Source organism: Streptomyces zhihengii (genome assembly GCF_016919245.1).
Lineage (GTDB): Bacteria > Actinomycetota > Actinomycetes > Streptomycetales > Streptomycetaceae > Streptomyces > Streptomyces zhihengii.
Window position 1 is genome coordinate 2,929,784 of sequence record NZ_JAFEJA010000001.1, and the last position, 21,746, is coordinate 2,951,529.

At 71.5% G+C, this 21,746-nt stretch carries 20 protein-coding genes and 1 riboswitch; of the genes, 7 read left to right on the forward strand and 13 right to left on the reverse strand.

Going from position 1 to position 21,746, the window contains the following annotated elements:
- Positions 1 to 27: 27 nt before the first annotated feature.
- The 4 genes from JE024_RS11960 to JE024_RS11975 form a co-directional block, all read right to left on the reverse strand.
- Positions 28 to 1,569 (reverse strand): glycoside hydrolase family 3 protein, encoded by a 1,542-nt coding sequence (locus tag JE024_RS11960; protein WP_205373564.1) that lies wholly within the window; start codon positions 1,567 to 1,569, stop codon positions 28 to 30.
- 9 nt (positions 1,570 to 1,578) lie between these two features.
- Positions 1,579 to 2,460 (reverse strand): carbohydrate ABC transporter permease, encoded by an 882-nt coding sequence (locus tag JE024_RS11965; protein WP_205373565.1) that lies wholly within the window; start codon positions 2,458 to 2,460, stop codon positions 1,579 to 1,581.
- Positions 2,457 to 3,467: a carbohydrate ABC transporter permease gene (locus JE024_RS11970; protein ID WP_205373566.1), complete on the reverse strand. Its 1,011-nt coding sequence runs from the start codon at positions 3,465 to 3,467 to the stop codon at positions 2,457 to 2,459. The genes JE024_RS11965 and JE024_RS11970 overlap by 4 nt, the downstream gene beginning before the upstream one ends.
- 152 nt (positions 3,468 to 3,619) lie before the next feature.
- Positions 3,620 to 4,927 carry a sugar ABC transporter substrate-binding protein gene (locus JE024_RS11975; protein WP_205373567.1) on the reverse strand — a complete coding sequence of 436 codons (1,308 nt, stop codon included), beginning with the start codon at positions 4,925 to 4,927 and terminating at the stop codon, positions 3,620 to 3,622.
- Positions 4,928 to 5,233: 306 nt separating this feature from the next.
- On the opposite strand from JE024_RS11975, the gene JE024_RS11980 reads away from it, so the two are divergent.
- The 6 genes from JE024_RS11980 to JE024_RS12005 all read left to right on the forward strand — a co-directional run bounded on the left by JE024_RS11980 (position 5,234) and on the right by JE024_RS12005 (position 12,468).
- Complete coding sequence (locus JE024_RS11980) at positions 5,234 to 5,998, forward strand: GntR family transcriptional regulator (RefSeq protein WP_205376511.1); 765 nt, start codon at positions 5,234 to 5,236, stop codon at positions 5,996 to 5,998.
- Between the two features lie 277 nt (positions 5,999 to 6,275).
- Positions 6,276 to 6,548, forward strand: a complete 273-nt coding sequence (locus JE024_RS11985; protein ID WP_205373568.1) for a DUF3311 domain-containing protein — start codon at positions 6,276 to 6,278, stop codon at positions 6,546 to 6,548.
- Complete coding sequence (mctP, locus tag JE024_RS11990) at positions 6,545 to 8,179, forward strand: monocarboxylate uptake permease MctP (protein ID WP_205373569.1); 1,635 nt, start codon at positions 6,545 to 6,547, stop codon at positions 8,177 to 8,179. Before JE024_RS11985 ends, mctP begins: the two co-directional genes overlap by 4 nt.
- A gap of 97 nt (positions 8,180 to 8,276) precedes the next feature.
- Positions 8,277 to 8,774: a GNAT family N-acetyltransferase gene (locus tag JE024_RS11995; RefSeq protein ID WP_205373570.1), complete on the forward strand. Its 498-nt coding sequence runs from the start codon at positions 8,277 to 8,279 to the stop codon at positions 8,772 to 8,774.
- A 64-nt stretch (positions 8,775 to 8,838) separates the two neighbouring features.
- Positions 8,839 to 8,963, forward strand: a riboswitch (cobalamin riboswitch).
- A gap of 137 nt (positions 8,964 to 9,100) precedes the next feature.
- Positions 9,101 to 11,455: a ribonucleoside-diphosphate reductase subunit alpha gene (locus JE024_RS12000; protein WP_205373571.1), complete on the forward strand. Its 2,355-nt coding sequence runs from the start codon at positions 9,101 to 9,103 to the stop codon at positions 11,453 to 11,455.
- Positions 11,446 to 12,468: a ribonucleotide-diphosphate reductase subunit beta gene (locus JE024_RS12005; protein WP_205373572.1), complete on the forward strand. Its 1,023-nt coding sequence runs from the start codon at positions 11,446 to 11,448 to the stop codon at positions 12,466 to 12,468. The genes JE024_RS12000 and JE024_RS12005 overlap by 10 nt, the downstream gene beginning before the upstream one ends.
- A gap of 67 nt (positions 12,469 to 12,535) precedes the next feature.
- Here JE024_RS12005 and JE024_RS12010 read toward each other — a convergent pair whose 3' ends face one another.
- The 9 genes from JE024_RS12010 to JE024_RS12050 all read right to left on the reverse strand — a co-directional run bounded on the left by JE024_RS12010 (position 12,536) and on the right by JE024_RS12050 (position 20,947).
- Positions 12,536 to 13,273: a D-Ala-D-Ala carboxypeptidase family metallohydrolase gene (locus tag JE024_RS12010; RefSeq protein WP_205373573.1), complete on the reverse strand. Its 738-nt coding sequence runs from the start codon at positions 13,271 to 13,273 to the stop codon at positions 12,536 to 12,538.
- Between the two features lie 242 nt (positions 13,274 to 13,515).
- On the reverse strand, positions 13,516 to 14,157 hold the full coding sequence (gene def, locus JE024_RS12015; protein WP_205373574.1) for a peptide deformylase: 642 nt from the start codon (positions 14,155 to 14,157) through the stop codon (positions 13,516 to 13,518).
- 81 nt (positions 14,158 to 14,238) lie between these two features.
- Positions 14,239 to 15,219 (reverse strand): tetratricopeptide repeat protein, encoded by a 981-nt coding sequence (locus tag JE024_RS12020; RefSeq protein ID WP_205373575.1) that lies wholly within the window; start codon positions 15,217 to 15,219, stop codon positions 14,239 to 14,241.
- 159 nt (positions 15,220 to 15,378) lie between these two features.
- Positions 15,379 to 16,710 (reverse strand): HD domain-containing protein, encoded by a 1,332-nt coding sequence (locus tag JE024_RS12025; RefSeq protein WP_244882791.1) that lies wholly within the window; start codon positions 16,708 to 16,710, stop codon positions 15,379 to 15,381.
- Positions 16,707 to 18,044 carry an HD-GYP domain-containing protein gene (locus tag JE024_RS12030; RefSeq protein WP_205373576.1) on the reverse strand — a complete coding sequence of 446 codons (1,338 nt, stop codon included), beginning with the start codon at positions 18,042 to 18,044 and terminating at the stop codon, positions 16,707 to 16,709. The genes JE024_RS12025 and JE024_RS12030 overlap by 4 nt, the downstream gene beginning before the upstream one ends.
- A gap of 173 nt (positions 18,045 to 18,217) precedes the next feature.
- Positions 18,218 to 18,514: a mycothiol system anti-sigma-R factor gene (gene rsrA / locus JE024_RS12035; RefSeq protein WP_205373577.1), complete on the reverse strand. Its 297-nt coding sequence runs from the start codon at positions 18,512 to 18,514 to the stop codon at positions 18,218 to 18,220.
- Positions 18,511 to 19,176, reverse strand: coding sequence for a sigma-70 family RNA polymerase sigma factor (locus JE024_RS12040; RefSeq protein ID WP_205373578.1), 666 nt, complete (start codon positions 19,174 to 19,176; stop codon positions 18,511 to 18,513). Before JE024_RS12040 ends, rsrA begins: the two co-directional genes overlap by 4 nt.
- A gap of 263 nt (positions 19,177 to 19,439) precedes the next feature.
- Positions 19,440 to 20,057, reverse strand: a complete 618-nt coding sequence (locus JE024_RS12045) for an alpha/beta hydrolase family protein (RefSeq protein ID WP_205376513.1) — start codon at positions 20,055 to 20,057, stop codon at positions 19,440 to 19,442.
- Between the two features lie 74 nt (positions 20,058 to 20,131).
- On the reverse strand, positions 20,132 to 20,947 hold the full coding sequence (locus JE024_RS12050; protein ID WP_205373579.1) for an SOS response-associated peptidase: 816 nt from the start codon (positions 20,945 to 20,947) through the stop codon (positions 20,132 to 20,134).
- Between the two features lie 50 nt (positions 20,948 to 20,997).
- On the opposite strand from JE024_RS12050, the gene JE024_RS12055 reads away from it, so the two are divergent.
- Complete coding sequence (locus JE024_RS12055) at positions 20,998 to 21,726, forward strand: M50 family metallopeptidase (protein ID WP_205373580.1); 729 nt, start codon at positions 20,998 to 21,000, stop codon at positions 21,724 to 21,726.
- The last annotated feature ends 20 nt before the right edge of the window (positions 21,727 to 21,746 follow it).

Below are 21,746 nucleotides of genomic sequence, written 5' to 3' on the forward strand. Positions count from 1 at the left end.
ACCCCGGCACAGCACGGTCCGCGTCGGTCAGGCCCCGGCGCTCCTGCCGGTGACGACCTCGGCGGCGGCGCGTCCGCAGACGCGGGCGGCGCCGTGGGTGGCGATGTGCAGCGCTCCCCTGGGCTCGGCCAGCCCCAGGCCCATCTCGACCACGATCGTGTCGGGACGGGCCGCGAGCAGGGCGTCCAGGGCGTCCGCCATCCAGGTGTGACGGTGGACGTCGCGCACCACAGCGACGATCCTACGGTCCGCCGCGTCGGCCAGCACGTCTGCGGCCAGGGCGTCCGTCCCCGTGCCGGCGGCGTACGAACCGGTGGTGGTGCCGGGCAGCAGCCGGACCAGTTCGGCGGCCACGCCCCAGGGGGTCTCGTCCCCGACGGCGATGTTGGCGACCGGGGTGAGGGCGGCGACGTGGACGGCCTCGGTGAGCGGCTCGAAGGCGCCGTCCCGGTCCGTGACCCGGGTCGCGCGCCGCGCGGCGACGAGCCCGATACCGGAGCCGGGCGCGGTCCCCTCCTGTGCAGCCGCGCCCGGCTCTGTACGAGCCCCCCTGGCCCGCTGCGTCCACTCCGCGAGGGCGCGCACCCGCGCCGCCGCGTCGGCCAGCCGCTCCTCGGGCAGGTCTCCGCCCCGCACCGCGGCGACGAGGGCGTCACGCAGCCGCAGCACGGTCTCCTCGTCGGCGAGGCCGCCGCCGACGCAGATGGCGTCGGCTCCGGCCGCGATCGCGAGGACCGATCCGCGCTCGATGCCGTACGTCGACGAGATGGCCTGCATCTCCATGCCGTCCGTGACGATCAGGCCCTGGTAGCCCAGTTCCTCGCGCAGCAGTCCGGTGAGGATCTGCGGGCTGAGCGTGGCGGGCCGGTCGGGGTCGAGCGCGGGGAGAAGAATATGCGCACTCATGACCGCTTTGGAACCCGCCGCGATCGCCGCCCGGAAAGGCACCAGCTCACGGGCGTGCAGTGTGTCGAGGTCCACATCGATGCGCGGCAGCGCGTGGTGGGAGTCGACGCTGGTGTCGCCGTGTCCGGGGAAGTGCTTGGTGCAGGCGGCGACACCGGCCGCCTGGAGCCCCTCGACATAGGCGACGGTGTGGCGGGCGGCGAGCTGCGGGTCGGCGCCGAACGAACGGACGCCGATGACCGGATTGTTCGGGTTCGAGTTGACGTCGGCGGCCGGCGCCCAGTTGAGGTCGACGCCGCAGTCGGCCAGCCTGCGGCCGAGTTCACGGGCCACCTCGCGGGTCAGGTCGACGTCGTCGACCCGGCCGAGGGCGTAGTTGCCGGGGAAGGACGAGCCGTCCCTGACCTCCAGCCGGGTGACGTCGCCGCCCTCCTCGTCGATGGCGACGAGGACGTCGTCGCGCTCGGCGCGCAACTGCGCGGTGAGGGCGGCGAGCTGGGCGGGCGAGGTGATGTTGCGGCCGAACAGGCCGACGGCCGAGAGCCCTTCGGCGACCTGGCGCAGCAGCCAGTCGGGCGCCCGGGTGCCGACGAAGCCGGGCTGGAGGACGGTGAGCGCGTCCCGGGTGAGCGTGTCGGACGATCCGCGCAGAAGTGTCGTCATGGGTCCCCGTTATCCCTTCACGGCGCCGGACGTCAGGCCGGTGGCCATCTTCTTCTGGATGATCATGAAGAAGACGACGACGGGCAGGGCGATCAGCGTGGAGGCGGCCATCAGGGCGCCGTAGTCCGTTCCGCGCTCGGTGGTGAACGTCATCAGCCAGACGTTCAGCGTGTACTTGGAGTTGTCGTTGATGAGGATGTACGCGAAGAGGTACTCGTTCCAGGCGTTCACCAGGGCGAAGATCGACGCGGCGGCGAGCCCGGGGGCGAGCAGCGGGAAGATCACCCGGCGGAAGGCTCCCATCCGGGTGCAGCCGTCGACCATGGCCGACTCCTCCAGCTCCACGGGGATGTTGACCACGAAGCCGCGGATCATGACCACCGCGAAGGGCAGCGTCGAGACCAGGTAGACGACGATCAGGCCCCAGTACTCGTCGAGGCCGCCCATGGCGTTGAGCTGGGCGTAGATCGGAATGAGCATCGCCGTCGGGGGCAGCATCTGGACGAGGATGAGGATCATCAGCAGGGCCTTGCGCCCGAAGAACCGGAAGCGGCCGATCGCGAGGGCCGCCAGGGTGGCGATGACCATGCCGCCGAGGACGGCGGTGACGGAGACGATGAGGCTCGACTGGACGGCGGTGGCGAAGTTCTCCTGCTTCACCGCGCGCGCGAAGTTGTCGAACGTCAGCGAGGAGGGCCACAGGGTCTGGTCGTAGGACCGGATCTCGTGGTTGGGCCGCAGGGAGCTGATGATCAGCCAGTAGACCGGGAAGGCCATGACGACGGCGGTGACCAGGCCGATGACGTCGTAGTGCCAGCGGGTCCTCTTGCGGTCCGGCCGGACGGTCTGCTGCTCGGTGTCGGCCGGCGAGGGGGCGGTGGAGGTGCTCATTCGACCTCTCCTGTCTTCATCAGCTGGCGCAGGTAGTACACGGCCACTCCGGACAGCAGCACGACCGTGATCAGGGCGATCGCGGTGCCCTGGCTGAACGAGGTGGACTCGAAGGCCTTGGAGAAGGAGTAGAGGCCGAGGGTCTCGTACTCGGGCTCGGGCTTGTTGCCGCGCAGCAGCCAGATCTGCCCGAAGACGTTGAAGTCCCAGATCACGGAGAGCGTGGTGACCATCGTGAAGACCGGGCGGATGACCGGCCAGGTGACGAAGGTGAAGACCTTGAGGACGTTGGCGCCGTCGAGGGCCGCCGCCTCCTCCAGCTCCTTGGGGACCTGGGTGAGGGCCGCGTAGAGGGTGATGACCACGAAGGGGATGGCGCCCCAGATGACCAGCAGGGAGATGATCGCGAAGCCCTGCTTGGGGTCGAGGAACCAGTTGTGGCCGAGGAAGTCCTCGCCGACGACCTTGGCGATCAGGGTGTTGATGAGGCCGTAGTCGGAGTCCGACAGCCAGCGGAAGATCGACGCCGCCACCATCAGGGGCATCGACCAGGCGGCCACCAGGCAGGCGGTGAGCACCAGGCGCACCCAGGTCGTCAGGCGCATCATCAGCATGGCGATCAGCAGGCCCGCCGCCATGGTGACGGTGACGCAGACGGCCATGAAGACCACGGTCCGCCCGGTGACCGACCAGAACTCGCTGTCCCCGAGGATGTTGGTGAACTGGTCGAGGCCGACCCACGGCGGGGCGTCGCCCGTCCAGAGCTCCTTGCGGCCCATGTCCTGGAAGGACATGATCACCGTCTTGCTGAGCGGGAAGGCGTAGACCGCCGCGATGGCGACGATGGCCGGGAGGATCAGCAGGTACGGAAGGAGCGCGCCCTTCTTCCGCTGCCGTGGCCCGGAGCCGGGGCTTCCTCTGCCGGGCCCCTTGCGGACGCGGTCCGGCTCGGGGGCACGTGGTACGGGTACCGGCGGACCGGCGGCCTTGGTGTCGGCGGCAGTCACGTGGCTGACCTTCCGTTTGTTCTGTACACCGAAAGGGTGGGGCGGGCCGCGGGTGCGGCCCTGCCCCACCGGTGAATCCTGGTGGCCTCCGGCGGACACGGGGAGGCTCGCGGGCCGTCCGGCGGTCGGTGGACCGCCGGACGGCTGCCGGCTCAGGACTCCTGGTTGATCAGCTCGTTGATCTTGGCGTCGGCGGCCTTGGCGGCGTCGGCGACCGAGGTGCCCTTGAGGATGGACAGGAGCATGTTCTCCAGGACCTCCTCCTTCTCGATGGAGGTCCAGCCCGGGGCGATCGGGGTGAACCAGGCGTCCGGCACCGCGTTGGCGATCGGGGCGGTCTCCGGCTTGGCCTTCAGCGGCTCGAGCTGCTTGGTGTTGTTCGGGAGGATGTTCTTGGAGGCGAGCACCTCCTGCGACTTCTCGCTGGTGAACATCGAGATCCACTCCTCGCCGAGGTCCGCGACCTTCGACTTGCCGGTCACGGCGAGGTCGGAACCACCGATGAAGGACGGCAGGGCCTTGCCGTTAGGGCCGGGCATGCCCGCGGTGAGGATCTTGCCCTCGAGCTTCGGGTTGCCGTTGTTCTTGCCGTCGACGACGGAGCCGGACTCCCAGCCGTTGCCGTAGAGAAGGGCGGCCTTCTCGTTGGCCATGACGTTGGCGTGGTCCTGCTCGTCCTTGGTCTGGTCGGCCTTGTTGTACTTCTTGACCAGGTTGATGAAGTGCTCGATGCCCTTCTGCGCCTCGGGCGAGGAGAGCGAGGCCTTCCACTCCTTGCCGCCCTCGTCGTACTCGGCGATCTTGCCGCCGTACGCGGCGACGTACGACATGGCGGCGTACCAGTAGCGGCCGGGCAGGTAGAGGGACGAGAAGCGCTTGTCCTTCTTGGAGTACTCGGCGGAGACCTTGTCCATGGCGGACAGCAGCTCGGCCTCGGTCGTGGGCAGCGTGTCGATGCCCGCGCCCTTCTTGAGCATCTCGGTGTTGTAGATCGCGACGCGGGCGCCGGCGTAGTAGGGCACGCAGTACTGCTTGCCCTCGTACGCGCAGGTGTCCTTGAGACCCTGGATCCAGGTGTCCGAGTTGTCGTACTTCTTGGGGTCGATCTCCGCGAGGGCCCCGTTGAGGATGTACTGCATCGTCTCGGTGTTGCCGAGCTCCACGACGTCCGGGAACTTGTCGCCGCCGAGCGCCGTGTCGAGCTTCTTCGCCTTGTCCGCCCACTGCTGGTACTGGACATCGACCTTCACGCCGGGGTACTTCTTGTTGAACTGCGCGTTGACGTCCTTGACCAGCTCCGGCCAGGTGGACTGGGCGTCGACCATCAGCCAGACGGTCAGCGTCTCCTTGCGGTCCTTCGGGTCCTTCGCAGCCGAGTCACTGCCGCCGTCCGAACCACATGCCGCGACCGACGCCATCATGGCCGCCACACCCACCGCTGCTGCGAGCTTGCGCTTCACGCCACCCTCCTCAAAGGGATGCAAGAGTTCCACCCCCCACCACCCGGGAGTCGCGCAGCACTTGACGGACTTGCGCCAGATTCTGCCCTGGGGCTGGGACCTGGTCTCTAATGGTTTAGACCAGTACCGGGAGCTTGGCCTAGACCTTTAGGGGTGTCAAGGGTGTATAAGAAGGGCTGTCGTGTCCGTTATAGGACCGACACCTGAGGGAGGGCGACGACCCGTGAGCGGTCCGTGCCACCATGTGAGCCGCGACAGACGGAGGAGCCGGTGACGGCACGAGCGCAGCAGTCGGAAAGGCAGGCCATGACCTCGGACGGGAATGGCACGGAGCCCGAGGGCGGAGCAGGCACCCGCATCGCGCGCGTGCCCAAGTACTACCGGCTCAAGCGGCACTTGCTCGACATGACCGAAACCCTTCCCCCGGGCACCCCCGTACCGCCGGAGCGCACCCTCGCGGCCGAGTTCGACACCTCCCGCACCACCGTGCGCCAGGCCCTCCAGGAACTGGTCGTGGAGGGCCGGCTGGAGCGGATCCAGGGCAAGGGCACCTTCGTCGCCAAGCCCAAGGTCTCGCAGGCCCTGCAACTGACCTCGTACACCGAGGACATGCGCGCCCAGGGTCTGGAGCCCACGTCTCAGCTGCTGGACATCGGATACGTCACAGCCGACGACACCCTCGCCGGGCTCCTCGACATCTCCGCCGGCGGCCGGGTGCTGCGCATCGAGCGCCTGCGGCTGGCCAGCGGCGAGCCCATGGCGATCGAGACCACCCACCTGTCCGCGAAGCGCTTCCCCGCCCTGCGCCGCAGCCTGGTCAAGTACACCTCCCTCTACACCGCCCTCGCCGAGGTGTACGACGTGCACCTCGCGGAGGCCGAGGAGACCATCGAGACCTCCCTCGCCACGCCCCGCGAGGCCGGGCTGCTCGGCACCGACGTCGGCCTGCCGATGCTGATGCTCTCGCGCCACTCGCTGGACGCCCGGGGCGAGCCGGTGGAGTGGGTCCGCTCCGTCTACCGCGGCGACCGCTACAAGTTCGTCGCCCGCCTCAAGCGGCCCACCGACTGACCCGGCCGCACCTCGCTCCCCCCGCCCGCCCGACGGGCACCCCGACAGCCACGCCCCACCGGCGTGGCTGTCGCCGTTCGGCGGCCGCACCCGGCGCCGGCAGGGAAAACACCGCGGACGAACGGTCGTTCCGGAGCGCCCAGCGGTCCCCCTGGAGCGCCCAGTGGTCGTCATCCGTCCGTTATCCGGGCGGGGGTTCCGTGGAGGGCACACGTCCCTTAGATTTCCTGCCCGTTACGCAAGGTGATCCGTGGAACCAGTGAGGGGACGGAGCCACATGTCAGCAGAGCCCGAGGCGCCACCTGCGCCGAACACCGAACCACCCGTCGTCACCCCCGTGCGTGTGGTCATCGCCCTGTGCCTGATCGCGCCCTTCGTGGCGATGCTCTGGGTCGGTTCCTACGCGAAGATCGAACCGGTCCTCATCGGCATCCCGTTCTTCTACTGGTACCAGATGGCCTGGGTCGTGATCTCGACCGCGCTCACCATGGTCGCCTACGTGCTGTGGCAGCGTGACCAGCGCGCCCGCAAGGGAGGTGCGTCGAAGTGAAGGACGGCGTGAACGGCGTCGCACTCGCCGTCTTCATCTTCTTCTTCCTGGCCGTCACGGTCATGGGCTTCCTCGCCGCGCGCTGGCGCAAGGCGGAGAACGAGAACAGCCTCGACGAATGGGGCCTCGGCGGCCGCTCGTTCGGCACCTGGGTCACCTGGTTCCTGCTCGGCGGCGACCTCTACACGGCGTACACCTTCGTCGCCGTCCCCGCGGCCGTCTACGCGGCGGGCGCGGCCGGCTTCTTCGCCGTGCCGTACACCATCCTGGTCTACCCGCTGATCTTCACCTTCCTGCCGCGCCTGTGGTCGGTCTCCCACAAGCACGGCTACGTGACCACCTCGGACTTCGTCCGCGGCCGGTTCGGCTCCAAGGGTCTGTCGCTGGCGGTCGCCGTCACCGGCATCCTCGCGACCATGCCGTACATCGCCCTCCAGCTCGTCGGCATCCAGGCCGTGCTGGACGTCATGGGCGTGGGCGGCGGCGAGAACACCCACTGGTTCATCAAGGACCTGCCGATCCTGATCGCCTTCGGTGTCCTCGCGGCGTACACCTACTCCTCGGGTCTGCGGGCGCCGGCGCTCATCGCCTTCGTCAAGGACACCCTGATCTACCTGGTGATCGCCGTGGCGATCATCTACATCCCGATCAAGCTCGGCGGCTTCGACGCCATCTTCTCCGCGGCGAGCGAGAAGTTCTCGCAGACCAACGAGGCGACCGGCAAGCCCGTCGGCGCGCTCGCGCCCGGCGACGCCGGGCACTGGGGCTACGCCACCCTCGCCCTGGGCTCCGCACTGGCGCTGTTCATGTACCCGCACTCGATCACGGCGACGCTCTCCTCGCGCAGCCGTGAGGTGATCCGCCGCAACACCACGATCCTGCCGCTGTACTCGCTGATGCTGGGCCTGCTCGCGCTGCTCGGATTCATGGCGATCGCGGCCGGCGTCAACGTGGCCAACGGGCAGCTCGCCATCCCGCAGCTGTTCGAGAACATGTTCCCCGACTGGTTCGCGGGCGTGGCCTTCGCCGCGATCGGCATCGGCGCGCTGGTGCCCGCCGCGATCATGTCCATCGCCGCGGCGAACCTCTTCACCCGCAACATCTACAAGGACTTCCTCAAGCCGGACGCGACCCCGGCCCAGGAGACCAAGGTCTCCAAGCTGGTCTCGCTGCTGGTCAAGGTCGGCGCCCTCGCCTTCGTCCTCACCATGGACAAGACGGTGGCGATCAACTTCCAGCTCCTGGGCGGCATCTGGATCCTCCAGACCTTCCCGGCCCTGGTGGGCGGTCTGTTCACCCGCTGGTTCCACCGCTGGGCGCTGATCGGCGGCTGGGCCGTCGGCATGGTCTACGGCACGGCCGCCGCCTACGGGGTCGCGAGCCCCACCCAGAAGCACTTCGGCGGCTCCTCGGCCGAGATCCCCGGCATCGGCGAGATCGGCTACATCGGCCTCACGGCCTTCGTGCTGAACGTCGTGGTCACCGTGGTCCTCACCTTCGTCCTGCGGGCCCTGAAGGCCCCCGACGGCGTCGACGAGACCAGCCCGTCCGACTACACCGCGGACTCGGGCGACCCGGGCGTCAAGACCGAGCTCCCGCCCGCCACCGCGGGTGCGCCCGGCGGTCACTGAACCACCGCTCCACCGGCCATGGGAGGGCCGTCGCACCCCGCGCCCGCGCGGGGAAATGCGGCGGCCCTCCGCCGTCGCCTGATGCACACTGCCCGGCATGGACATCACCATCAGGCGGATCGAGCCGGGCGAGTACGGGCCACTGGGGGAACTGACGGCGCAGGCGTACCTGCGGGGCGGCCTCCTCGACTTCGGGGAGGAGGACCCTTATCTGGAGGTCCTGCGGGACGTCGCGGGGCGGGCGGCGCACACCGAGGTCTACGTCGCCGTGGACGAGGGCGGCGGGCTCCTCGGCGGTGTGGCGTTCGTCCCGGAGCCCGGGCCCTACGCCGATGTCGCGGGGCCGGGCGAGGCCGAGTTCCGCACCCTGGCCGTCGCCGAGGAGGCCCGCGGACGGGGCGCGGGCGAGGCGCTGGTGCGGGTCTGCGTGGACCGGGCGCGGGCGCTGGGACGCGCGCGGCTGGTGCTGTCCACGCAGTCGGCGATGCACACGGCGCACCGCGTGTACGGCCGGATGGGCTTCGTCCGCACCCCCGATCGCGACTGGTCGCCCATCCCGTCGGTTCCGCTGCTGACGTACGCGCTGGAGCTCTGAACCCCTCGGCGGCACGCCGGGGACACAACATGTGGGGGCACACTCAGCACCCCGCCCCCACATGTATGCTCATCTCGCTGTCGCCGCAGGGGAATCCGGTGCGAATCCGGAACTGTCCCGCAACGGTGTGCTGTGGTGCGCTTTGTCGTACCCGCGAGTCCGAGGACCTGCCGACGGTGCGCCCGGCTCGACCGATCCGGGTGCCCAGACGTCCGGGCCTCGCGGTTGGGCCGGTGGACGCCGTGCGCGGTGCCGTCCCGGCATGTCCCGCCACGGCCCTGCCACCTCCTCGCGCCGTTCGGAGCCGAGCGAGGGAGAGCACCACCGTGACCATCGCGCCCGCCGATCCGGTATCGGCCACGCAGCACGACGGCCCCGGCACCGCACTGCTGCGGACCCTGACCGAGCTGACGGCCGACCTGCCCGACACCGACCCCGGCAGGGTCGCCGCCGCCGCGCTGCGCGGCCGCCACAGCGGTTCCGACGAGGCCGAGCTGCGCTCCCTGGCCGTCGACGCCGCCGCCGGTCTGATCTCCGAGGACCCGGCGTACTCCCGGCTCGCCGCCCGGCTGCTGGCCCGTGCCATCGCCGAGGAGGCCGCGGGCGAGGGTGCCGTGTCGTTCTCGGCGTCGGTTGCGGTGGGACACCGCGAGGGCCTGATCGCCGACCGCACGGCGGCCCTCGTCGCGCGGCACTCCGCCCGGCTGGACGCGCTGATCGACCCGGTGGCCGACGACCGCTTCGGCTACTTCGGCCTGCGCACCCTCTACAGCCGCTACCTGCTGCGGCACCCCCTCACCCGCAAGGTCGTCGAGACGCCCCAGCACTTCCTGCTGCGGGTCGCGGCCGGTCTCGCCGAGGACGACGGCCCGCGGGCCCTGGACGAGGTCGGCGCGCTGTACCGGCTGATGAGCCGGCTCGAATACCTGCCGTCCTCCCCCACCCTCTTCAACTCGGGCACCCGCCACCCCCAGATGTCGTCCTGCTATCTGCTGGACTCCCCGCTGGACGAGCTGGACTCCATCTACGACCGGTACCACCAGGTCGCGCGGCTGTCGAAGCACGCCGGCGGCATCGGCATCTCCTACTCCCGTGTCCGCGCCCGCGGTTCGCTCATCCGGGGCACCAACGGGCACTCCAACGGCATCGTGCCGTTCCTCAAGACGCTCGACGCCTCCGTCGCCGCCGTGAACCAGGGCGGCCGGCGCAAGGGAGCGGCCGCGGTCTACCTGGAGACCTGGCACGCGGACATCGAGGAGTTCCTGGAGCTGCGGGACAACACCGGCGAGGACGCCCGGCGCACCCACAACCTCAACCTGGCGCACTGGATCCCCGACGAGTTCATGCGGCGGGTGGAGACCGACGGCACGTGGTCGCTCTTCTCGCCCGCCGACGTGCCCGAGCTGGTCGACCTGTGGGGCGACGCCTTCGACACCGCGTACCGCGCCGCCGAGGCGGCCGGCCTCGCCACGAGGACGCTGCCCGCGCGCGACCTCTACGGCCGGATGATGCGCACCCTCGCCCAGACCGGCAACGGCTGGATGACCTTCAAGGACGCCGCCAACCGCACCGCCAACCAGACGGCGGAGGCGGGCCGGGTCGTGCACTCGTCCAATCTGTGCACCGAGATCCTGGAGGTCACCGACGACGGCGAGACGGCCGTGTGCAACCTGGGGTCGGTCAACCTGGGCGCGTTCGTGGACACCGCGGCGGGCGGCATCGACTGGGAGCGGCTGGACGAGACCGTGCGGACCGCGGTCACCTTCCTCGACCGGGTCGTCGACATCAACTTCTACCCGACCGAGCAGGCCGGGCGGTCCAACTCCCGCTGGCGCCCGGTGGGCCTCGGCGCGATGGGGCTCCAGGACGTCTTCTTCAAGCTGCGGCTGCCGTTCGACTCCCCCGCGGCGAGGGACCTGTCGACGCGGATCGCCGAGCGGATCATGCTGGCCGCCTACGAGGCGTCCGCCGACCTCGCCGAGCGCCACGGCCCGCTGCCCGCCTGGTCGAAGACCCGTACCGCGCGCGGTGTGCTGCACCCCGACCACTACGGCACCGAGCGCGCCTGGCCCGAGCGGTGGGAGGCGCTGCGCGCCCGGATCGCCGCCACCGGCATGCGCAACTCGCTGCTGCTGGCGATCGCGCCGACGGCGACGATCGCCTCGATCGCGGGCGTCTACGAGTGCATCGAGCCGCAGGTCTCCAACCTCTTCAAGCGCGAGACGCTCTCCGGGGAGTTCCTCCAGGTCAACTCGTACCTGGTGGACGAGCTGAAGGCGCTCGGGGTCTGGGACGCGCAGACCCGTGAGGCGCTGCGTGACGCGGGCGGCTCGATCCAGGGCTTCGGGTGGGTGCCCGAGGAGGTCCGCGCCCTGTACCGCACGGCCTGGGAGATCCCGCAGCGCGGCCTGATCGACATGGCCGCGGCCCGGACTCCGTACCTGGACCAGAGCCAGTCGCTGAACCTGTTCCTGGAGACGCCGACCATCGGCAAGCTGTCGTCGATGTACGCGTACGCCTGGAAGCAGGGCCTGAAGACGACGTACTACCTGCGTTCGCGCCCGGCGACCCGGATCGCCCGCGCCGCGTCCGCCGCCGTTCCCGTACCCGCGCAGGCGACACCCGAGGATGCCGTCGCCTGCTCCCTCGAAAACCCCGAGTCCTGCGAGGCATGCCAGTGACCACCCCCGCCGAGAAGAACCTGCTGGATCCCGGGTTCGAACTGACGCTGCGCCCGATGCGCTACCCCGACTTCTACGAGCGCTACCGGGACGCGATCAAGAACACCTGGACGGTGGAGGAGGTCGACCTCCACTCGGACGTCGCCGACCTCGCCAAGCTCACCCCCGGTGAGCAGCACATGATCGGCCGGCTGGTCGCGTTCTTCGCGACGGGCGACTCGATCGTGGCGAACAACCTGGTGCTGACGCTGTACAAGCACATCAACTCGCCGGAGGCGCGGCTGTACCTGAGCCGTCAGCTCTTCGAGGAGGCCGTGCACGTCCAGTTCTATCTGACGCTGCTGGACACCTATCTGCCCGATCCCGAGGACCGTTCGGCGGCCTTCGCCGCGGTGGAGAACATCCCGTCCATCCGCGAGAAGGCGGAGTTCTGCTTCCGCTGGATGGACAGCGTGGAGAAGATCGACCGGCTGGAGACCGAGGCGGACCGCCGCCGCTTCCTGCTGAACCTGATCTGCTTCGCGGCCTGCATCGAGGGCCTGTTCTTCTACGGCGCCTTCGCCTACGTCTACTGGTTCCGCTCCCGCGGGCTGCTGCACGGTCTGGCGACCGGCACCAACTGGGTGTTCCGGGACGAGACGATGCACATGAACTTCGCCTTCGAGGTCGTCGACACCGTCCGCAAGGAGGAGCCGGAACTCTTCGACGAGGAACTGGGCCGCCAGGTCACCGAGATGCTGAAGGAGGCCGTGGAGGCGGAGCTCCAGTTCGGCCGCGACCTGTGCGGCGACGGACTGCCGGGCATGAACACGGCATCGATGCGCGAGTACCTCCAGTGCGTGGCGGACCAGCGGCTGACGCGTCTCGGCTTCGCTCCGGTGTACGGGTCCGAGAACCCGTTCTCGTTCATGGAGTTGCAGGGTGTGCAGGAGCTGACGAACTTCTTCGAGCGGCGCCCCTCGGCCTACCAGGTCGCCGTGGAGGGCTCGGTCGCCTTCGACGACGACTTCTGATCCCGCGCCCGGCACACCGCGGCCCGCGCCGCCCACGGGGGGAGGCGCGGGCCGCGGGTGTGTCCGGTCAGACGCCGCAGGTGGGCGCGGACCAGTACTTGCTGGGGCGGTGGTCGACGTGCGCGTGGTCGTTGTGACCGGGGTAGCCCGGGCCCAGGATCCCGTTGAACCCGTGGTTGCGGGCCTGCTTGGCCAGCGTGCACAGCGAGTGGGGGCCGGAGCCGAGGTCGGCCGCGTCACCGTACAGGTGGCGGCTGTTGGAGGCTCCGCCGACCGCGCTGTTGCAGGAGGTCGACCGGAATCCGCTGGTCACCCGGATCGGCTGGTCGCCCAGCGCGTGGCGCAGGGCCTCCAGCTTCCACATGGTGCGCAGCGCGTTCGACTTGGCGGTGGCCGCGCTCACCGCGCCACCCGCCCACGTCGAGTTGCAGTTGTTCAGCTCGGCGTAGGTGAAGTGGATCGGCGTGCAGTCGTTGTCCTGCAGCGCGTAGATCTTGTTGAAGGTGTTCGGTCCGGCGACACCGTCGGCGGCCAGCCCGTAGGCGGCCTGGAAGCGCTTGACGGCGGCCGCGGTGGCCGGGCCGTACGAGCCGTCGATGGCGAGGACGGAGTTGTAGCCCGGGTAGCCGGCGACCCGGATCTGGAGCTGCGTGACATCGGCGCCGGTCGCGCCCTGGTTCAGCGTCCTGCCCCAGGTGTAGCAGCCGTCCGCCTGTGCCGATCCGGCGGTGGCGACGACACCGGCCAGCCCGGCGACAGCGAGCATGACCATGGACAACAGAAGTCGTGCCGTTCGTCTCAGCATTGCGTCTCCCTGTTGTGAAAGCTGTGTACGCACGAGACTGGCGTGACACGCTACGCGCGTCAACACCCCACGGAATACTGAGACTTGACCTCTCCATGACCATCCGGCGACGAGGCGCCCCGCCGGCGGACGCGCAGCCCCCGGCCCGGCGCCGCGCCCCCGGCACACCCGAAGGGCCCCGCTCCTGGTGAGCGGGGCCCTTCGGCCGCTGCCGCCGTGATCGAGCGCGGCGGGAGTACGCGTCAGTCGTTGGGGACGACCTCGTAGCGCGGGGTGCCCTCGGCCATCTGCCGCAGCGCGTCCTTGCGGTCCCGCTTGGAGAGCCGGTCGATGTAGAGGTAGCCGTACAGGTGGTCCGTCTCGTGCTGGAGGCAGCGGGCGAAGTACCCGGTGCCGCGCACCTTGATCGGGTTGCCCTGGGCGTCCTGGCCGCGCACCACCGCGTAGTCGGGCCGGGCGAGGGAGGCGTACGCGGTCGGGACGGAGAGGCAGCCCTCGTTGGAGTCGTCGAGGTTGCGCTGCTCGGGGGCGAGCTCCTCCAGCACCGGGTTGCAGACGACACCGGTGTGACGGACGCCGTCGTCGTCGGGGCAGTCGTAGACGAAGACCTTGAGGTCGACGCCGATCTGGTTGGCGGCGAGCCCGACGCCCTCGGCGGTGCGCTGGCTGGCGAACATGTCGTCGATGAGGGACGCGAGCTCGTCGCCGAACTCCGTGACGTCCTTGCACTCCTTGTGGAGCACGGGGTTGCCCACCACCGTGATCGGACGCGAGGTGCCGCGCTCGCGGTACGCCAGCTCGCGCTCCTCGCAGTTCTCCGTGTCGACGACGAAACCGTCGTTCACCTGCTCGTCCGTCTGCTGCTGCGACTGCTGCGACGCCATGTCAGCCTCTGCGCCCTTCTCCGTACCGCCATCCCGGCCCGCTGCCGGTCACGCTGTGTCCGTACAGCCTACGGGCAGCGGTCAGCAGACTTCCTCGAGATCGCGCCACTCCCGGGAGTCCGGACTGTCCGCGACCCAGCCGTCCAGCAGCCCGCGCACCAGTCCGGGAGGAGCGGCTATGCCGCACTCGCGCTCCGGCGACCACAGGTCCCCGGCGGTGCGGTGGCCGAGCGGTCCGGGGTGACCGGGCTCGCTGTGGTCGTGGGGGTCGAGGTGCTCGCCCTCGCCCTCGGCGCTGGGCATCCGGCCCTCGGAACAGGCGCGGCACAGCAGCCGCACGGACGACGACCAGTCCTCGGCGGCGAAGCCCGCGTCGGCGGCCAGCTTCTCCAGGGCGTCCCGGTCGGCCTCGGTGGCCGCCTCCAGCAGCACCACCCAGGTCGGCACCGGTGACGGCGCCCACAGCTCGATCTCGTCGAAGACCGGGTAGGACGGCCCGGCGCTGGTGGTCCGCTCGCCGTTGGGCACCCCGTCGTGGAGCACGACCTCGCCCCAGCGGCGGCCCGACGAGGGCAGCGGGATGGAGAGCACCTCGATGCGTGCCGGGTCCAGCCGGCGGCCCCACACCACCTCGGCCTCGCCCTCGGGCGACAGCCGCACCGCGGCGCTGCCGAGGTCCATGCCTACGGGCTCGGCGCCGGCCGCGACCGCGCCGGGGACCTTCAGCCCGTACGCCTGCCAGGCACGACGGGCCAGCGGCCAGTCCTGGAGGGCGGTGGCCGCGATGCCGACGTTCCACCAGTCGGGGGCGCCGGTCTCCTTGTCGAGCAGGGCGACCGCGCGCAGTCCGGCGGCCCGCGCCTGCTCCCAGTCGTGCCGGAACTTGTGCAGCAGCGCCAGGTTGAACCAGGACTCGGAGAGCCACGGTTCAAGGTCCGCCGCCTTCGTCAGCAGCGCACCCGCGTCCTCGTACCGGCCGTCGCCGATCAGCGTGAACGCGCGGTCGGTGGCCTGCCGCCACGAGGCGGAGGGCCGATGCCGTACCTTCCCGAAGATCTTCACGCTTCCCGCCTGCCGGTCGCTCGGGCCAGGGCCCCGGACATGCCTGTGCACCTCTTCAGTGCCTTCTTTCGCATCCAACCATGCCCGGTCGCAGGCTCGCTCATTACCCATGGGTTACCCCGGTGGGAGCGGGGTTCACCCTGTGCCGCGGGCCCGCCCTCAGCCGGAGGCGCCGGGCCCCGCGCCCCGCCCGAGCACCCGGGCCAGCGCCTCGACGACCGCGGGCGCGTAGTCGTGCCCGGTCCCCAGGCGCAACTGCTCCAGCGCCGCGAGAGCTCCTCCCGCACTGGCTCCGCTTCCCCCGGCCAGGTCCTCGTATGCGTTGGCGGCGCGGACGATTCTCGCGGTGAGCGGCTGTTCCCGGTACGGATCGGCCTGCCGCTCCACGACGGCCGCCACCGCGGACGCGACGCCGGTCGTGCGGACGACCGCGCCGCCGAGCAGGGCGATACGGCGCTGCTCGGCGGCCGGCAGCGGTGCGGTCGCGCCGCCGGGCACCGGGTCGACGAGGGAGAGCTGACCGATGTCGTGCATCAGCGCCGCGTACTCCAGCACCGTCAGCTCCGGCCCGGGCAGCCGCAGCTCGCGGCCGACGGCGACACTGAGCGCGGCGACCCTGCGGGCGTGGCCGGACGGCGTGTAGCCGGCGATCTCGGTGGCCCGGGCCAGCGAGACGATGGTCTGCCGGTAGGTGGTGCGCACGGCGGCGTACCGGCGCAGCGCGAGCTGGGTCAGCAGCAGCGGGACACAGAAGACCGGCAGCGCCCACAGCCCCGCGACGGCGACGGCCAGGGCCATCACGGCCCCGGTCGCGCACACGGCGGGGCCTATGCCGCGCAGCTCCCCCACCTCCTCGCGCAGGGCGCTCCCGAAGGGGGACCCGGTGCGGGCGCTCAGCAGGGCGGCGGCCAGCACGGCGTCGCACAGGGCGGTGAGCCCGAGCAGCACCAGCAGGAACAGCGCGTACGCGCTGCCGTGCCCGAGCTCCTCGTCCAGCGTGCCCGCGTTGTAGAGGGGCTGGAAGCAGACCGCGGCGAAGGCGGTGGTCAGCACCCGCCTGGCCACCCGGTCGGGCACCGCGCCGTCGCCCCGGGCCACCCGGGGCACCGCGCCCACCAGCGCGGCGGCCAGCACCACGGCGACGACCTGGAGGGCTCCGTGGCCGGTGGGGCGCCCGGCGCACTCGCCGAGCAGGGCGTAGGCGAGGGAGCCGGCGGCGGCGAGCGGCGCGGGCTCCCGCCCCCACGGCTCGCGGGGCACCGCGACCGGCCCCGCGTCGGCCGGCGCGCTCCACCGCGCCAGTTCGCCGACCGCGGCGAAGGCGCCGAAGGCCAGGGCGACGGCCGGATCGACGAGCCCGGTGTGCGCCGTGGCCGCCACCGCCCAGACGGCGAGGGCCGCGGCCGCGCCGTGCACGAGGGGGGCGACCAGCCCCCGGGGCGAGGCCCCGGCCCGTGCCGCCCCGTGCGCTCCCGCCGCCGCGGATCTCATCCGGACCTCGACCGGTCCGCGCCGGCGCTCCCCCGCTGAGGTGCCGGGAGGGATCCCGGTTCGTCGGAGGTGACGGCCGTCTCCCAGCCCTCCCGCTCCACGGCGCGCACCAGCGCGCCCACCATCAGCGGGTCGAACTGGGTCCCGGCGCAGCGCCGCAGTTCGGCCAGGGCGTCCGCGACCGGGCGGGAGCGCCGGTAGGAGCGGGTGGAGGTCATGGCGTCGAAGGCGTCGGCGACGGCCACCACCCGGGCGGACTCGGGGATGGACCCGCCGGCGAGTCCGTAGGGGTAGCCGGTGCCGTCCAGCCGTTCGTGGTGGTGGAGGATGGCGGCCCGCGCCTCCCCGAGGAAGCCGATGCCGCGGACCATCTCGTGCCCGTACTCGGGATGCAGCTCGATCACCCGCCGCTCCTCCGGGGTGAGCGGGCCGTCCTTGCGGAGCACCCTGGTCGGTACGCCGAGCTTGCCCACGTCGTGCAGGATCCCGGCGAAGCGGATCGTCTCCAGCCGCCCCTCGGGCATGCCCAGCTCGCGGGCGATCAGCACCGAGGCCCGGCCGACCCGCTCGCTGTGGCCCCGGGTGTAGCGGTCCTTGAGGTCGACGGCGTGCACCAGGGCCCGGATGGTCGCCCGGTGCGCCGCCCGTTCCCGGTGGTACTGCGCGAAGATCCAGCAGGAGATGTACATGGGCAGCAGCACGAAGAGCGCGGACACCGGCCCGTAGGAGCTGCGCCACAGCACGGCCATCATCAGCCCGGCCAGGCCGTGCACGGCGTGCGGGGCCGGCGCGAGCGGCCGCAGCGCGCCCCGGCGCGGCGGGGTGCGCTCGGCGCTCGCCCGGATCAGGGTGTCGAGGGCGCCGAGGGCCAGTCCGAAGGCGAGCGCCGCGGCGAGCACGGGCACCAGGACGTACGGGAAGTCCGCCGCGTCCAGGGCGGTGGCGCCGCCCGCCCACGCGTACACCGCCGCGGCGGCCCGGGTGGCGAGGGCCAGTTCGGCGGCGTGCCAGGCGCGCCGGATCCAGGGCGCGGTGCCGCTGCCGTCCATCGCGCCGAGCAGGGCGCCCGGCACGGGGACGAGCGCGGCGGCGGCCGGCGGCAGCAGGAAGGCCGCGGCGAGCAGCACGGGGAAGAAGGAGCCGGCGCCGACGGCGGCGGGGACGCCCCGCCCGGTGCCGCGGCCGGGCAGTTCGCACACCGCGTACACGCAGGCCAGCAGGGCGACGGCGGTCCACGGGACACCGGGCGCCGTCAGCGAGGGAGCGGCGCACAGGGCGGCGCCGAGGGCGGCAGCGCAGATGACGGCGCCTGCCGCCCTGGGTGTGGCCGTCACTGCCCGCGTCCTCCTCGACTCCCGCGTCACGCTAGCGAGACGGGAGGCGGGCCGGGGCGCTTCGGAGCCGTTTCCCACGTACGGGTGAACAGCCGGGGCGGGGACATGACGAAGGCGCGGACCCCTGGTCCGCGCCCTCGCAAGCGTTCCCCGTACGGCACCGCCGGGCGGTGCTACTCCTGTGCGGCGGCCACGTCCTGGTCGGGCACGGCCTGGCCGGAACGGATCAGGTCGATCCGCCCCATCACCTTGGCCCGCAGATCGGCGGGCACGTCGTCCTGGCCGCAGCACCGCTTGACCAGCTTCTTCACCGCCTGCTCCAGGCCGTACTTCTCCAGGCACGGGGAGCACTCCTCGAAGTGCACCTCGAACTTGGTGCAGTCACTGTCGGGCATCTCGTGGTCGAGGAACTCGTAGAGATGGTCCAGGACCTCAGAGCAGTCCGTCTCGTGCGGCTCTCCGCAGCTCATGAGCCCGAGCCTTTCGCGTCGTTCGACTCCCCCGCACCGGCCGGGACCAGCCCGCGCTCGCGGGCGTAGTCCTCCAGCATGCCGCGCAGCTGGCGGCGGCCGCGGTGCAGGCGGGACATCACCGTACCGATGGGTGTCCCCATGATGTCCGCGATCTCCTTGTACGCAAAGCCCTCGACGTCGGCGAGATACACCGCGATGCGGAACTCCTCCGGAATCGCCTGAAGGGCGGCCTTCACGTCGGAGTCCGGCAGGTGGTCGAGGGCCTGGGACTCCGCCGAGCGCAGACCGGTCGACATGTGCGACTCGGCCCGTGCGAGCTGCCAGTCCTCGATCTCCTCCGCCGCGCTGCGCTGGGGTTCGCGCTGCTTCTTGCGGTACGAGTTGATGAAGGTGTTGGTGAGGATGCGGTACATCCACGCCTTGAGGTTGGTGCCCTCGCGGAACTGGTGGAACGAGCCGTACGCCTTCGCGTACGTCTCCTGCACCAGGTCCTCGGCATCGGCCGGGTTGCGCGTCATGCGCAGCGCCGCCGAGTACATCTGGTCGAGAAAGCCGAGGGCGTCCCGCTCGAAACGGGCGTTGCGCTCCGCCGTCGTCTCCTCGGACTGCTCCGCCCGGCCGTCGTCGGTCCCCGCGTCGGTCCCAGTGACCGGACCCACCTCCTCCAACGCTGTGGCGGGACCGAAAGCGGACCCGCTCGCATCGGAGAATAGTCGACCTTGCCTCGCCGGGGCCTGCTCACCGGTGCCGCCCGCCACGGGAACGGCCCCGGTCCCGCCCTGTGACAGCACTGTCCAGTCCAGCCCTGAGGCGCGGCCGGCTGCCGGGCAGAAGGTCGTTCCCATGTGGTGGACTCCCTACTCCGAATTCGTTTCTGACATCCGGCTCAACAGCGGGGCGCCGCCGCGCATTCCCGGGCCCGTCAGCCCAGCGCGGCCGTCCACCGCACCACCGCGCCGGTGATCGTCTCCAGCGTCCGCTCCTCGGTGGTCCCCGACCGTCTGGGCACCGCGAAGCCGTGGTCCGCGTGCGGGACTTCGGTCATCTCCCAGGGCCCCTCGGGAAACTCGTCCGGATGCCCGAACGGATCGTTGCCGCCCTGCACCACCAGCGTGGGCACACCGGCGCCGAGCAGCTCGGGCGCCCGGGACTTCTCCGGCCGGCCCGGCGGGTGCAGGGGGAAGGAGAGCGCGAGCACCCCGGCCGCGCCGAGCGCGGTGGCCGTGCGGCAGGCGACGCGCGCCCCGGCGCTGCGGCCGCCGGCGACCACCGGCGGGCCCGCCTCCGTCAGCACCGGCCACACTCCGTGCCACCCGGCGTCGAGGGTCCTCGGCGCGGGGGCGAGCTTCTTGCCGGCCACCCGCCAGGGCTGCTCCACCAGGGCGACGGTGACGCCGTGCGGGGGGAGCGCGGCGGCGATCGCCGCCAGGTCCCGCGCCCCGATCCCGCCGCCGGCCCCGTGGCCGAGCGCCAGCACCAGGCGCGCTCCGGGTGCCGTGAACCAGGTGACGCGGGCCTCGCCGGCGTCCGTTGCGACCATCTGCGTACGACTCACGCCCCCATCCTCCCGCCCGGGGCGCGGCCGTCCGGCAGGCGCCCCGGGCGGACGGCGTGTCAGAACAGCACCGGCTCCTCGGGACCGGCCAGCTCCTCCAGCAGCTCGGGGCCGTTGTTGCGCACATTGCTCACCGCGGTGGCCACCGGGTAGGCCCGCATCAGCCCCTCCGGCGGCGGGGCGAGCAGCCCCCGCAGCTCGTCCGGATCGGTGCGGGCCGGGTCCAGCCAGGCGTCCCAGCGGTCGGGCGTCAGCATCAGCGGCATCCTCGGGTGGATGTCGGCCAGCGACCCGGGGCCCTCGGCCGGTGCCACGCCCAGCGGGCCCTTCTCCGCCTCGGTGGTGATCACCGAGCAGGTCACCCACCAGGCCCGGGGGTGGTCGTCGGGCAGGGTGCGGTCGCGCCAGAACTCGTAGAGGCCGGCCATCGCGAACACCGAGCCGTCGGCGGGGGTGACGAAGTACGGCTGCTTGCGCGGCCTCTTCTTCCGCCCCTCGACCTCCAGTTCCCGCTCTCCGGTGCCGGTGACCCATTCGTAGTAGCCGTCGGCCGGCAGGATGCAGCGCCGGGAGAGGAACGGCCTGCGGAAGGACGGCTTCTCGTGGACCGTCTCCGCCCGGGCGTTGATCATCCGGGCGCCGCCCTCCGGCGTCTTCGCCCAGGACGGCACGAGGCCCCACTTCAGCACCCGCATCTGGCGAACCGGCCGGCGGTCGGCCGCGTCCTTCACCGGACGCTCCAGGATCGCGTAGACCTCCTTGGTCGGGGCCACGTTCCAGTCCGGGGCGAGCGCCTCCTCGGGCTCCCACTTCTCGACCTGGAACAGGCCCGTCAGGTCCTCGGGCCGCCGACTCGCTGCATACCGTCCGCACATAAGTGCCACACTGCCACTTCGATACGCCGTACGAGGGAGCCGCCCGCGAAATGGTCACGACACACACCGCCACGGCCGCCGCGGGCGATCTGTGGGACCGCCTGAGCGGCACCCAGTCCGGCCCCGAACTCTGGCTCGTCGCCGTCACCGGTCTGGTGGCGCTCGCCGCGGTGCTGCCGGGCTCGCTGTGGCGTCTGTCACGCAACGCCGTCACCATCGCGCACGAGGGCGGCCACGGGCTGGTGGCCCTGCTCACCGGCCGCTCGCTCCAGGGCATCAGGCTCCACTCGGACACCAGCGGCCTCACGGTCAGCCGCGGCAAGCCGACCGGCCTCGGCATGATCCTCACCGCGGCGGCCGGCTACACGGCCGCGCCGCTGCTCGGGCTCGGCGGCGCGTGGCTGCTGGCCGCGGACCGCATCACCCTGCTGCTCTGGGTGGCGACCGGCCTGCTGCTGGCCCTGCTGCTGATGGTCCGCAACGCCTACGGGCTGCTGACGGTGACCCTGACCGGCGCCGCGTTCGTGCTGGTGTCCTGGCTGACGGAGCCCGACGTTCAGTCCGCCTTCGCCTACACGGCCGTGTGGTTCATGCTGCTCGGCGGCGTCCGCCCGGTGTTCGAGCTCCAGTCGAAGCGCCGCGGCGGCGGCGCCCCGGACTCCGACGCGGACCAGCTCGCGCGCCTGACCCATGTGCCGGCGGCGGTCTGGCTGGGCTTCTTCCACCTGGTCTCGTTCTGCTGCCTGATCGGCGGCGCGCGCTGGCTGCTCGGACTGTAGGGGCCCGCCCCGGCGCCCAC